Raw genomic sequence first — 12,493 nt, forward strand, 5'->3', positions numbered from 1 at the left:
ACGGGTGGATAAGGTCCGGGCAATGACCGGTCGCGTCGGAGAAGAAGCGTTCACGGCCCGGATGCGGAAGTCGGTGCACCGGGCCAGGACAGTGCTGCGCCGATCCGGTGTCGACTACTTCCGCGGCGACGGCTCCGAAGGGTTGGCCCTCGCCACACTCCTGCTGACCGTCCCCGCGCTGGCCTGGGCGACCATCCTCACCCCGGTCTGGTGCTCACCCTCGACGCTGGTCCTGCCCATCGTGGCCGGCGGACTGCTGCTGCGCCCGGCGAGCCTGCTGGGCCTCTACGCCGCGGCGGCCGCCGCCCTCATCGTCGAATCCGTCAAGCTCGGTCCGTACGACGACGGCGCCGCGCCGGTCACCCCCGGCACGGTCCTCACGGTGGCCGCCTGCGGGCTCTTCGGCCTGCTCATCGCGCAGTTCCGCAGCCGGGTCGGGGTGCCGTGGCGGCGCGGCGGAACCATGCTCTTCGACCTGCGCGAACGGATCCGAATCCAGAGCAAACTGCCGCGGCTGCCACAGGGCTGGCACCGCGAGATGGCGCTGCGGCCGGCCGGCGGGCAGTCCTTCTCGGGCGACTTCGTGGTCGCCGCGCGCACCAGCGGCGGACGCACCCTGGAAGTCGTCCTGACGGACGTCTCCGGCAAGGGGATGGACGCGGGCTCCCGGGCCCTCCTGCTCTCGGGCGCCTTCGGCGGTCTGCTCGGCTCGCTGCCGCCCCATGACTTCCTGCCGGCCGCCAACGGCTATCTGCTGCGCCAGGACTGGGACGAGGGGTTCGCCACCTCGATCCATCTGGTCCTCGACCTGGACACGGGCGACTACGAACTCCTGTCGGCCGGCCACCTCCCGGCGCTCCAACTGCACGCGGGCAGCGGCCTGTGGGAGGAGAAGTCGGGCGAGGGCCCGCTCCTCGGCGTCTACGACGGCGCCGAGTTCGACGCCGCCAAGGGGTCGCTCGGCCCCGGCGACGTCCTGATGCTCTTCACGGACGGCCTGGTCGAGGCACCCGGCCGCGATATCAGCGAGGGGATCGACCGGCTGAGCGGGGAGGCCGACCGCTATGTGGCCAGCACCTTCGAGGGCGCGGCGTGGCATCTCATCGAGGCGGTGGCCAAGGACGTCAACGACGACAGGGCGCTGCTGCTGATATGCCGCGACAGCGACGCGGGGCCGGTGCTGTAACCCGCTCCGGCGTCGTAACTTCCCAACTCCGCACCGCCACTCCGCACCGCCTCATGGGGCCGCGCCCGGTTACGCGGCCGAGCCCCGTTACGTAGCCGAGCCCCGGCCGACGGTTCTCCGTCGGACGGGGCTCGACTACGGGCGGTACTGCTGGTCCAACTCAGGAGGCGGGGCCCCGGGCCGGGGTCTTCCTCCGGATCAAGCCGGAACCTTCTCGCGTTCCCGCTTCCGTGCGTTCTCCACCGGGTCGGACCGGAACGCCCACTTCATCTCGGGTTCCGTCGCGAAGCGCATCACGCGCCGCACCGGCGGGGTGCAGAACAGCGTCACGGCCACCGCCATGAAGAGGGTCGCGAAGACCTCGCCCAGCGGGCTCTTCAACCAGCTGTAGTGGTCGATCAGGCCCGCGTACTCGATGGTCTTGATGAGCAGGCCGTGCAGCAGATAGCCGCAGAGCGTGCCGGCGCCGAGCGCGGTGAACCAGGTCTTGCGGCGCGGCACGAGGGCCAGGAAGCAGGCGGTCAGCACCAGCCCGCAGACGGTGAGGCCGAGCGTCATCACGACGCCCTCCCACCAGTCGACGCCGAGCTGCTGGGCGCTGGTGCCCCGGTAGAACCAGTTGAGCGTCATTCTGGGCGCGGCCCAGTAGGAGAACACCAGTGTGACCAGCATGACCGCGACGGCCACCGGCCGTGCACCCCGGCGCTGCACCAACTGGAAGTGCTCGGGCTTGAGCTTGAGGCCCAGCACGAAGAACGGCAGGAACTGGAGGACCCGCTGCAGATCGAGGTCGTCGCCGATGTTGGGGGTGATCGACGCGAGGACCGCGATGACGAGCGAGAGGGTCAGCGGATAGCGCAGATTGAGCCAGATCGGCGTGGTGAGACGCCAGATGAAGAGGGCGACCAGAAACCACGTCAGGAAGTACGGGTCGAGCAGGCTGATCTCGTGACCGGGGTCGTTGTTGCCCCACTTGTCGTAGAGCGAGTAGGCGGTCTCGAAGATCACATAAGGAACGACGACACCTGTCACCAGCCGACGCAGCCGGTCGGGCCGCATGTCGAAACTGCGGGAGAAATACCCCGAGATAATGATGAATGCAGGCATATGGAACGTGTAGACGAACATGTACAGCGCCCGCGTGGTGCGGCTGCCGTCCATGATCGGTTCCCACGCGTGTGCCGTGGCCACGAGCACGATGGCCAGGAACTTCGCGTTGTCGAAGAGCGCGTTGCGCTCCTTCTTGGCGCCGGGGGCGGGCGCCTGTACGTGCGCTGTGTCCGGTCTGGGCGGCGCCTGTGAGTCCGTGGGGGTTTCGGGTTCCGTCTCCCGCGCCAGGGGGAGTGGGGCCCGCTGATATCCGTGTGGAGCTTGAACCATTCGAGGAACCCTAGCGTCGCGTGAGGGATTCCGTAAAACCCTCTCGGGTGTCTGTGATATTCGCAGTACGTGTACCCACGCGGCTTACCTTTACTACCCTGATCTTATGTATGCATATGGGGTGGCTCATCCCACTTAAATGGCGCATAACGACGCCTCCCAGTGCCCGCCTCGGGCGCTGTTCGATGGTCGCCCGGGCTTATCGGAATCACCTGTGAACATAATGTGTGGGCAGTGAAACGATCGATTTGGATTTATCTCCGCGAGTGGCAAATCACACCGTCCGGAAATTGCCGCCGCGCGCCCCGGCGACGCCCGCGCGCCGGGCCCCGGAGCCGGACGCGCGGGGAGCGCGGGATGGCGCGATCCGGTCGGCGCCGTTTCGTCACCGGGCAACAACCACAGGCCTGTTGGTGGCACCATGGACCAGCGGAAGAGAAGAAGTGCTGGAGCGGCATCGTTCCCGGCCGGCAAGGCGGACCGACCAAGGGTTGTGATCAGTTGTGGCCATTTCGCTGTCAGTGGTGCTGCTGTTGGCGATCGTCCTTGTGGTGTTGATCCGCGGTGGATCCATCAAGGCCGGTCCCGCGATCGTCGCCATGCTCTTCGGCTTCTTCCTGGCGTCGACGGGCATGGCTCCGTCGATCAACAGGTTCCTCAACTCGATAGCCGACACGATCAACCAGATCAAGTTCTAGCGCCGGGACGCCCGGTGTCCGGCGCCGGCGAACGGCGCCGGCGAACGGCGCCGGCGAACGGCGCCGGCCGCGGCGCCCCGGCCGGTGCGGGTGTCGGCGGGCGAGAGAATGCGGCGACGGAAACAACGACGGCCCGGCCGGTGAAAGGACTCACCGGCCGGGCCTTCTGCTGTCTGGAGCGGGCGACGGGAATCGAACCCGCGTAGCTAGTTTGGAAGACTAGGGCTCTACCATTGAGCTACGCCCGCAGGTGCCGCCGGTCGGAGCGACCGCGGCACGAGAAGCATCGTAGCGGGTCGGACCCGCTGCGCGCACACCAGTACCGCGCGGCGTGGAACCGCGGAAACCTGCCACGGCGCGGCGGGCGGCCATGTACCCTACGTCTCGCACCGACGGGGTGTGGCGCAGCTTGGTAGCGCGTCCGCTTTGGGAGCGGAAGGTCGTCGGTTCGAATCCGGCCACCCCGACCAGCAGCAAGATCGCATTGTGGGTCTCCTCCTGCTTGCCGTTACTATGCAAGCTGTGTGCCCGCGTGTCTCTAAAACCGGGCAGAGATTCTGAAGTCAGCCCCCAAGGAGACCGAACCGTGAAGAGCGCCGTGGAGACCCTGAACCCGACTCGGGTTCGGCTCAGCATCGAGGTGCCCTTCGAGGAGCTCAAGGACAGCCTCGACGCGGCGTACAAGAAGATCAACGAGCAGGTCACGGTGAAGGGCTTCCGTAAGGGCAAGATCCCGAACCGCGTGATCGACCAGCGCTTCGGCCGCGGTGCCGTGCTGGAGGAGGCCGTCAACGACGCCCTCCCGAAGTTCTACACCGAGGCCGTCAACGAGGGTGAGCTGAATGTCCTCGGCCAGCCCGAGGTCGACATCACGGAGCTCAAGGACGGCGAGCTGCTCTCCTTCACCGCCGAGGTCGACGTCCGGCCCGAGATCGAGATCCCGGACTACTCCGGCATCGAGGTCGAGGTCGACGCGGTCGACGTCAGCGACGAGGACGTCGACAAGGCCGTCGAGGAGCTGCGTGGCCGCTTCGCGTCCACCAACCCCGTCGAGCGCGCCGCCGCGGATGGTGACGTCGTCACCATCGACCTGGAGGCCAAGGTCGACGGCGAGGTCCTGGAGGACGGCGTGGCCGAGGGTGTCTCGTACACCATCGGCTCCGGTGAGCTGCTCGACGGGATCGACGAGGCCGTGACCGGCCTGGAGGCCGGTGGCGAGGCCACCTTCACCTCCGAGCTCAAGGGCGGCTCCGCCGAGGGCAAGGCCGCCGAGGTCACCGTCAAGGTCACCGCGGTCGCCGCTCGTGAACTTCCCGGCCTGGACGACGACTTCGCGCAGCTGGCGAGCGAGTTCGACACGCTGGACGAGCTCAGGGCCGACAGCCGCAAGCGCCTCGAAAGCACCAAGCAGTACGAGCAGGCCACCCAGGCCCAGGAGCGCGTCCTCGACGAGCTGCTGAGGCTGGCGGAGGTCCCGATCCCCGAGAAGCTCCTCGAGGACGAGATCAACACCCGCAAGCACAACCTGGAGCACCACCAGCTCGGCCAGATGGGCCTCGACCTCGCCAAGTACCTGGAGATCCAGGGCAAGACCGAGGAAGAGTTCACGGCCGAGACCAAGGAGCAGGCCGAGAAGGGCATCAAGACCCAGTTCATTCTCGACGAGCTGGTCAACAAGGAGAAGCTGAACGTCAACCAGGAGGAGCTCACCGAGCACCTCATGCGGCGTGCGCAGTCCTCCGGCATGAGCCCCGACCAGTTCGCCCAGGCGGTCGTCGAGGGTGGCCAGGTTCCGATGCTCGTCGGCGAGGTGGCCCGCGGAAAGGCCCTCGCGGTCGTCGTCGAGGCCGTCAAGGTCAAGGACACCAATGGTGAGGTCGTCGATCTGACCGACGACGAGGACGAGACCGCTGAGGCCGCCGGTGACGCAGTGGTCACGGAGACCGCCGAGGCGTCCGCCGACGAGACCGAGGCCAAGCCGGAGGCCTGAGCCTCCACCGGTCTCGACCGGGCCGTTCTCCGACCCGGCCGGTTCTGATCTCGATCGAAGCGAAGGGTCCGGGCGTGCCGCACGTCCGGACCCTTCGTCGTACGCGCGCGCCGGGCCTACCTTGCGCTCCCAGCGAACAGTTCGGGAAGCGGGATGGCGTTGTCCTACCTGCGCGTTAGGGTCCATGAAGAGGAGAGCTCGGGTGTAGGAAACCACCCCCGGACTCCTGCTGTACGAAGACGCTGAGACGGCCGGAGCCGTCAGAGACGAGCAGGTGGATACGTGACGAATCTGATGCCTTACGCCGCCGGCGAGCCCAACATCGGTGGCGGCCTCGGCGACCAGGTCTACAACCGACTGCTCGGTGAGCGGATCATCTTCCTCGGCCAGCAGGTCGACGACGATATCGCCAACAAGATCACCGCGCAGCTGCTCCTCCTTGCCGCCGACCCGGACAAGGACATCTACCTCTACATCAACAGCCCCGGCGGCTCGGTGACGGCAGGCATGGCGGTCTACGACACCATGCAGTACATCCCGAACGACGTGGTCACCATCGGTATGGGCCTCGCGGCCTCGATGGGCCAGTTCCTGCTGACCGGCGGTACCGCGGGCAAGCGCTTCGCGCTCCCCAACACCGACATCCTGATGCACCAGGGCTCGGCCGGTCTCGGCGGCACCGCATCGGACATCAAGATCCAGGCCGAGCAGCTGCTGCGTACGAAGAAGCGCATGGCGGAGATCACCGCCCGGCACTCCGGCCAGACCGTCGACACGATCATCCGTGACGGTGACCGCGACCGCTGGTACACCGCGGACGAGGCCAAGGAGTACGGCCTCATCGACGAGATCATCTCCTCCGCCTCGGGCGTTCCGGGCGGCGGCGGCACCGGGGCCAACTGACGCTCCGGATCCCTGCCTCCGAACCCGACCGACCACTGAACGCCACCAGGATGGTGAACACCAGCATGAACGACTACTCCGCCTCCGCCAGCGGCCTCTACACCGGCCCGCAGGTCGACAACCGCTACATCGTTCCGCGCTTCGTCGAGCGCACCTCGCAGGGCGTGCGCGAGTACGACCCGTACGCGAAGCTCTTCGAGGAGCGCGTGATCTTCCTCGGTGTGCAGATCGACGACGCCTCCGCCAACGACGTCATGGCGCAGCTGCTCTGCCTGGAGTCGATGGACCCGGACCGGGACATCTCCATCTACATCAACAGCCCCGGTGGCTCGTTCACCGCGCTGACCGCGATCTACGACACGATGCAGTTCGTGAAGCCGGACATCCAGACGGTCTGCATGGGCCAGGCGGCCTCCGCCGCCGCTGTCCTGCTGGCGGCCGGTACCCCCGGCAAGCGCATGGCGCTCCCGAACGCCCGTGTGCTGATCCACCAGCCGTCCTCGCAGACCGGCCGTGAGCAGCTCTCCGACCTGGAGATCGCGGCCAACGAAATCCTGCGTATGCGTACCCAGTTGGAAGACCTGCTGGCCAAGCACTCCACGACGCCGGTGGAGAAGATCCGCGACGACATCGAGCGCGACAAGATCCTCACGGCCGAGGACGCCCTCGCCTACGGCCTGGTCGACCAGATCGTCTCGACCCGCAAGGGCTCCGTGGGAATGATGACCACCTGATGGCCATTTGATTTACCTTCCGTCCCCTGGCACGGTGCACGTCAAAGTGAACCGTGCCAAGGGGGGCCCGAACGAGGGGTCCGGCAAGGTACCGTCGAATATGAGGCACCAGGAGACGCTGAACGTGGCGCCTCCCAGGCGAAGGGGAAGCACCTCGTGGCACGCATCGGTGATGGCGGCGACCTGCTCAAGTGCTCGTTCTGCGGGAAGAGCCAGAAGCAGGTGAAGAAGCTCATCGCAGGCCCCGGGGTGTACATCTGCGACGAGTGCATTGATCTCTGCAATGAGATCATTGAGGAAGAGCTCGCGGAGACCTCCGAGGTGCGGTGGGAGGAACTGCCCAAACCGCGCGAGATCTACGAGTTCCTCGAGGGGTACGTCGTCGGGCAGGAGCCCGCGAAGAAGGCCCTCTCGGTAGCGGTCTACAACCACTACAAGCGCGTCCAGGCCGGTGAGAACGGCGGCGGCGCCGGCCGCGAGGACGCGATCGAACTCGCCAAGTCCAACATCCTGTTGCTGGGCCCCACCGGCTCGGGCAAGACGCTGCTCGCCCAGACACTGGCCCGGATGCTCAACGTCCCGTTCGCCATCGCGGACGCGACGGCGCTGACGGAGGCCGGCTATGTCGGCGAGGACGTCGAGAACATCCTGCTCAAGCTGATCCAGGCCGCCGACTACGACGTCAAGAAGGCCGAGACCGGCATCATCTACATCGACGAGATCGACAAGGTCGCGCGCAAGAGCGAGAACCCGTCGATCACGCGTGATGTCTCTGGCGAGGGTGTCCAGCAGGCCCTGCTGAAGATCCTGGAGGGCACGACCGCCTCGGTGCCGCCGCAGGGCGGCCGCAAGCACCCGCACCAGGAGTTCATCCAGATCGACACCACGAACGTGCTGTTCATCGTGGGCGGCGCGTTCTCCGGTCTGGAGCGGATCATCGAGTCCCGGGCGGGCGCGAAGGGCATCGGCTTCGGCGCCACCATCCGCTCCAAGCGGGAGATCGAGGCGAGCGACCAGTTCCAGGAGGTCATGCCGGAGGACCTGGTGAAGTTCGGGATGATCCCCGAGTTCATCGGCCGCCTCCCCGTCCTGACCTCGGTGCACAACCTGGACCGCGAGGCGCTGCTGCAGATCCTCGTCGAGCCGCGCAACGCACTGGTGAAGCAGTACCAGCGCCTCTTCGAACTCGACGGTGTGGAGCTGGACTTCGACCGTCCCGCGCTTGAGGCCATCGCCGACCAGGCGATCCTGCGCGGCACCGGGGCGCGTGGCCTGCGCGCCATCATGGAGGAGGTCCTCCAATCGGTGATGTACGAGGTGCCGTCCCGCAAGGACGTCGCCCGGGTCGTCATCACCGCGGACGTCGTCCGGGACAACGTGAACCCGACGCTGGTCCCGCGCGAGCCGCGGATCGTCGGCAACGACGGGCGCCACGAGAAGTCGGCCTGACCGCAGCCGCGTTGAGTCCGAACGCGTTGATCACGTACACCGAAGGGGCGCCCCCGGTCCATGTGGACCCGGTCGGCGCCCCTTCGGTGTGAGTGTGAGCGCGGGCGGCTACTGCTTGACGCGGGACCCGTCGTACACCTTGGCCGTGAGGGCCGCGGCCGCGTCCATCGAGAGCGTCTGGTGCGTCATGATCAGCGACACATCGGTGTTCTGCACGATCCCGAGGGTGCTGTAGTCCGCCCAGATGCAGATGGGCAGTACGAAGGTCTTCGGCACCTGCGACGCGGGATCGCTGCTGTCGCCGCTGCTGCTGGTGGTGCTCGTGACCTTGGCGTTCTGGCACTTCATGAGAGCGCCGCTGAAGCCGGGCGGGGTGACCGACTTGGGGCTGTCCTGGAGCTCCACCTTGAGGCCGCCGGATGCGGCCTTGGTGATATTGGCCTTGGAGAGCGCGAACGCCCCGTCCAGTGCCTGCTCCGGGTCGTCGATCTGGCCCCAGAGACCGGAGAGATTGAGGTCCTTCTCGGTCAGGTTCGAACCGGTCTTGTAGGCGGCGCCCGTCTTCGAGGGGTTCTTGATGCCCAGCCCCTCGGCCTTCTCCTTGCCGCCCGCGGCCCACGCCGACTGGTCGGCCCCCTGCTGCTTCTGGTACTCACCGATCGAGGCGGGGGCCACGAGCTTGTACCCCTTGGTGGCGGCCGAGACGTCACTGTTGCCGCCGCCCTGGGAGGTCAGCAGATAGACGCCGCCGCCGATCACCGCGACCGCCACGATCACCGCGCCGACGATCAGGCCCGTCTTCTTCTTCGGGGCCTGCGGGGGCGGCGGCACCTGGCCGTACGCGGGCTGCTGTCCGTACGGCGGCTGCTGGGGCTGCTGGGCGTACGGGTTCGGCTGGCCCGGCTGCTGCTGCGGGTAGCCGTACCCCTGCGGCGGGACGCCCTGCGGTTGCTGCTGCGGGTAGCCGTAGCCGGGCTGCGGCTGGCCTCCGGCCGGCTGGCCGTACGGGTTGCCGGGCTGCTGCTGGGGCTGGGGCGGCTGTCCGTACGGTCCGGCCTGCTGAGGCGGCTGCTGTCCGTACGGCCCCGGCTGCTGCGGCTGCGGCTGCTGACCGTACGGTCCCGGCTGGTTGTAGCTCATGAACTGGGTCCCCCTCTGGATTCCTACCGATGCGAACATCCTGACGGACGCCCGTGCGCACCGGGGAGACGGGGGCCACAGTCTCACCAAAGATTCCCGTTTCAGTACGGGACCGTGACGCCCTCAAGACCGACCGGCAAATGGGGGGTGGGAGAAGGAGCGGGGCTGGGTGCGTGCAGCTGCAAGGCGGAGGATTGAGGCAAGTGGGGTCTCCCCTGGTCGAGCGAAGCCGAGACCTTGGGGAAGGAGCCATGGTGATTGACGACAACGCCGCAGATGTGCGTGCCCAGCCCCGCGACGCCGCCCCCCATTTGCCGGTCGGTCTAAACTGAACCCGTGACCGAGAACTCATCGCAGACTCCAGCGCCCATCACCGAACTGCCGACCCAGTACGCGCCGGCCGAGGTAGAGGGGAAGCTGTACGAGCGCTGGGTGGAGCGCGGTTACTTCGAGGCGGACGCCAAGAGCGAGAAGCCCCCGTTCACCATCGTGATCCCGCCGCCGAACGTCACGGGCGCCCTGCACCTGGGCCACGCCTTCCAGCACACGCTGATGGACGCCCTCACCCGCCGTAAGCGTATGCAGGGTTACGAGGCCCTGTGGCTGCCCGGTATGGACCACGCCGGTATCGCCACCCAGAACAAGGTCGAGCAGCAGCTCGCCGAGGAGGGCAAGTCCCGCCAGGATCTGGGGCGCGAGGAGTTCACCGCGCGTGTCTGGCAGTGGAAGGAGCAGTACGGCGGCAAGATCCTCGGGCAGATGCGCCGCCTCGGGGACGGGGTCGACTGGTCCCGTGAGCGGTTCACCATGGACGAAGGGCTGTCCCAGGCCGTCCAGACCATCTTCAAGAAGCTCTACGACGACGAGCTGATCTACCGTGCCGAGCGCATCATCAACTGGTGCCCGCGCTGTCTCACCGCGATCTCCGACATCGAGGTCGACTACCAGGACGACGACGGCGAGCTGGTCTCGCTCAAGTACGGCGAGGGCGACGAGACCCTGGTCGTCGCGACCACCCGGGTCGAGACGATGCTCGGTGACACCGCGATCGCCGTCCACCCCGACGACGCCCGGTACGCGCACCTCATCGGCAAGCGGATCAAGCTGCCGCTGACCGACCGGACCATCCCGGTCGTCGCCGACACACATGTCGACCCCGAATTCGGCACCGGCGCCGTCAAGGTGACGCCCGCCCATGACCCGAACGACTTCGCCATCGGCCAGCGGCACGGCCTGGAGTCCATGACGATCATGGACGAGCGCGGTGTGATCACGGTCCCCGGCCCGTTCCACGGGCTCGACCGGTTCGAGGCGCGCTCCACGATCGTCGAGGCCATGCGGGAGCAGGGCCGGGTCGTCGCCGAGAAGCGCCCGTACACGCACTCCGTCGGCCACTGCTCGCGCTGCAAGACGACCGTCGAGCCCCGGCTCTCCCTCCAGTGGTGGGTCAAGGTCGAGACGCTCGCCAAGGACGCGGGCGACGCGGTCCGCGACGGCCGCGTCACGATTCACCCGAAGGAGATGGAGAAGCGCTACTTCGACTGGGTCGACAACCTCAACGACTGGTGCATCTCACGCCAGTTGTGGTGGGGCCACCGGATCCCCGTCTGGTACGGACCGGCGGGCGAGGTCGTCTGCGTCGGACCGGACGACGAGGCGCCCACGGGTGAGGGCTGGCACCAGGACGAGGACGTCCTCGACACCTGGTTCTCCTCCGGCCTGTGGCCGTTCTCCACGCTCGGCTGGCCGGAGCAGACCCCGGACCTGGAGAAGTTCTACTCGACCGACGTCCTGGTCACCGGCCACGACATCATCTTCTTCTGGGTCGCCCGGATGATGATGTTCGGTCTCTACGCGATGGACGGGCAGGCCCCGTTCAAGACCATCGCACTGCACGGTCTCGTCCGCGACGAGAACGGCAAGAAGATGTCCAAGTCCTTCGGCAACGTGGTCGACCCGCTGGACTGGATGGACGAGTACGGCTCGGACGCCGTCCGCTTCACCCTCGCCAACGGCGCCAACCCCGGTGCGGACGTGCCGATCGGCGAGGACTGGGTCAAGGCGTCGCGCAACTTCGCCAACAAGATCTGGAACGCGACCCGCTTCGCGCTGATGAACGGCGCCACCGTCGAGGGCGAACTGCCGCCCGTCGAGCAGCAGTCGGCCAACGACCGGTGGATCCTGTCGCGGCTGAACGCGGTCGTCGCCGAGGCGGACGCGTACTACGACGACTACCAGTTCGCCAAACTCGCAGACACCCTCTACCACTTCGCGTGGGACGAGGTCTTCGACTGGTACGTCGAGCTGTCGAAGACGACGTTCTTCGCGGGCGGCGAGCCCGCCAAGGTCTCGGCGCGGGTCCTCGGTGAGGTCCTCGACGTGATGCTGCGGCTGCTGCACCCGATCGTCCCGTTCGTCACCGAGACGCTGTGGACCACGCTCACCGGCAAGGAGTCGGTCGTCGTGGCCGACTGGCCGAAGGACTCCGGCTTCCGGGACAGCGCGGCCGAGCAGGAGATCACGCTGGTCCAGCAGGTCATCACCGAGGTCCGGCGCTTCCGCTCGGACCAGGGGCTGCAGCCGGGCCAGAAGGTCCCGGCCCAGCTCGACCTGGCCGGTACGGCGCTGGCGCCCCACGAGGGGTCCATCCGCCAGGTGCTGCGGCTGCAGCCGGCCGGGGAGGGCTTCCACGCCACCGCGTCACTGCCGGTCGCGGGCGCCAAGGTCGCGCTTGACCTGTCGGGGACGATCGACGTGGCGGCCGAGCGCAAGCGGCTGACCAAGGATGTCGGTGCCGCCGAGAAGGAGAAGGCACAGGCGCTCGGGAAGCTCGGCAACGAGGCGTTCCTGGCGAAGGCACCCGACAACGTGGTCGACAAGATCCGTACGCGCCTCGCCAAGGCCGAGACGGACATCGAGCGGATCCAGGCCCAGCTCGACGGGTTGCCGCAGGCGTAGCGCGGACAAGCAAGCGCAGGACGAAGACCCCCGGTTCCGGCCGGGGGTCTTCCTC

Annotated in this window: 9 protein-coding genes and 2 tRNA genes; 8 read left to right on the forward strand and 3 right to left on the reverse strand. The window is 67.4% G+C overall.

Annotated features, from left to right (window positions below; translation table 11 throughout):
* The first annotated feature begins 22 nt into the window (after positions 1–22).
* A complete protein-coding gene (locus OG452_RS23740) occupies positions 23–1,186 on the forward strand; it encodes a PP2C family protein-serine/threonine phosphatase (RefSeq protein ID WP_327297605.1) in 1,164 nt (387 codons plus the stop codon).
* A 198-nt stretch (positions 1,187–1,384) separates the two neighbouring features.
* Here OG452_RS23740 and OG452_RS23745 read toward each other — a convergent pair whose 3' ends face one another.
* Positions 1,385–2,566: an acyltransferase family protein gene (locus tag OG452_RS23745; RefSeq protein ID WP_327297606.1), complete on the reverse strand. Its 1,182-nt coding sequence runs from the start codon at positions 2,564–2,566 to the stop codon at positions 1,385–1,387.
* A 503-nt stretch (positions 2,567–3,069) separates the two neighbouring features.
* Between OG452_RS23745 and OG452_RS23750 the strand changes: the two genes are divergently transcribed.
* Positions 3,070–3,264 carry a hypothetical protein gene (locus OG452_RS23750; protein WP_164261160.1) on the forward strand — a complete coding sequence of 65 codons (195 nt, stop codon included), beginning with the start codon at positions 3,070–3,072 and terminating at the stop codon, positions 3,262–3,264.
* A 174-nt stretch (positions 3,265–3,438) separates the two neighbouring features.
* Here the strand turns inward: OG452_RS23750 and OG452_RS23755 are convergent.
* Positions 3,439–3,512 (reverse strand) — tRNA-Gly (locus OG452_RS23755).
* Between the two features lie 145 nt (positions 3,513–3,657).
* Here OG452_RS23755 and OG452_RS23760 point away from each other — a divergent pair.
* From OG452_RS23760 to clpX, 5 genes are all read left to right on the forward strand, one after another.
* A tRNA-Pro gene (locus OG452_RS23760) sits at positions 3,658–3,734 on the forward strand.
* 116 nt (positions 3,735–3,850) lie between these two features.
* The gene (gene tig, locus OG452_RS23765; RefSeq protein ID WP_327297607.1) at positions 3,851–5,254 is read left to right on the forward strand and encodes a trigger factor; all 1,404 of its coding nucleotides are present in this window, start codon (positions 3,851–3,853) and stop codon (positions 5,252–5,254) included.
* A 294-nt stretch (positions 5,255–5,548) separates the two neighbouring features.
* Positions 5,549–6,157, forward strand: a complete 609-nt coding sequence (locus tag OG452_RS23770) for an ATP-dependent Clp protease proteolytic subunit (protein ID WP_327299750.1) — start codon at positions 5,549–5,551, stop codon at positions 6,155–6,157.
* Positions 6,158–6,207: 50 nt separating this feature from the next.
* Complete coding sequence (locus tag OG452_RS23775; RefSeq protein WP_164261167.1) at positions 6,208–6,891, forward strand: ATP-dependent Clp protease proteolytic subunit; 684 nt, start codon at positions 6,208–6,210, stop codon at positions 6,889–6,891.
* Positions 6,892–7,047: 156 nt separating this feature from the next.
* Positions 7,048–8,340, forward strand: a complete 1,293-nt coding sequence (gene clpX, locus OG452_RS23780) for an ATP-dependent Clp protease ATP-binding subunit ClpX (RefSeq protein WP_327297608.1) — start codon at positions 7,048–7,050, stop codon at positions 8,338–8,340.
* A gap of 108 nt (positions 8,341–8,448) precedes the next feature.
* Here clpX and OG452_RS23785 read toward each other — a convergent pair whose 3' ends face one another.
* Positions 8,449–9,480 (reverse strand): hypothetical protein, encoded by a 1,032-nt coding sequence (locus OG452_RS23785; RefSeq protein ID WP_327297609.1) that lies wholly within the window; start codon positions 9,478–9,480, stop codon positions 8,449–8,451.
* Positions 9,481–9,816: 336 nt separating this feature from the next.
* Between OG452_RS23785 and OG452_RS23790 the strand changes: the two genes are divergently transcribed.
* Complete coding sequence (locus OG452_RS23790; RefSeq protein WP_327297610.1) at positions 9,817–12,438, forward strand: valine--tRNA ligase; 2,622 nt, start codon at positions 9,817–9,819, stop codon at positions 12,436–12,438.
* Positions 12,439–12,493: the final 55 nt, after the last annotated feature.

The organism is Streptomyces sp. NBC_01197, assembly GCF_036010505.1.
Taxonomy (GTDB): domain Bacteria; phylum Actinomycetota; class Actinomycetes; order Streptomycetales; family Streptomycetaceae; genus Streptomyces.

Coding starts and splice junctions, on each gene's coding strand:
- OG452_RS23740 (WP_327297605.1), top strand. CDS start 23: ATGACCGGTCGCGTCGGAGAAGAAGCGTTCACGGCCCGGATGCGGAAG.
- OG452_RS23745 (WP_327297606.1), bottom strand. CDS start 2,566: ATGGTTCAAGCTCCACACGGATATCAGCGGGCCCCACTCCCCCTGGCG.
- OG452_RS23770 (WP_327299750.1), top strand. CDS start 5,549: ATGCCTTACGCCGCCGGCGAGCCCAACATCGGTGGCGGCCTCGGCGAC.
- OG452_RS23785 (WP_327297609.1), bottom strand. CDS start 9,480: ATGAGCTACAACCAGCCGGGACCGTACGGTCAGCAGCCGCAGCCGCAG.
- OG452_RS23775 (WP_164261167.1), top strand. CDS start 6,208: ATGGTGAACACCAGCATGAACGACTACTCCGCCTCCGCCAGCGGCCTC.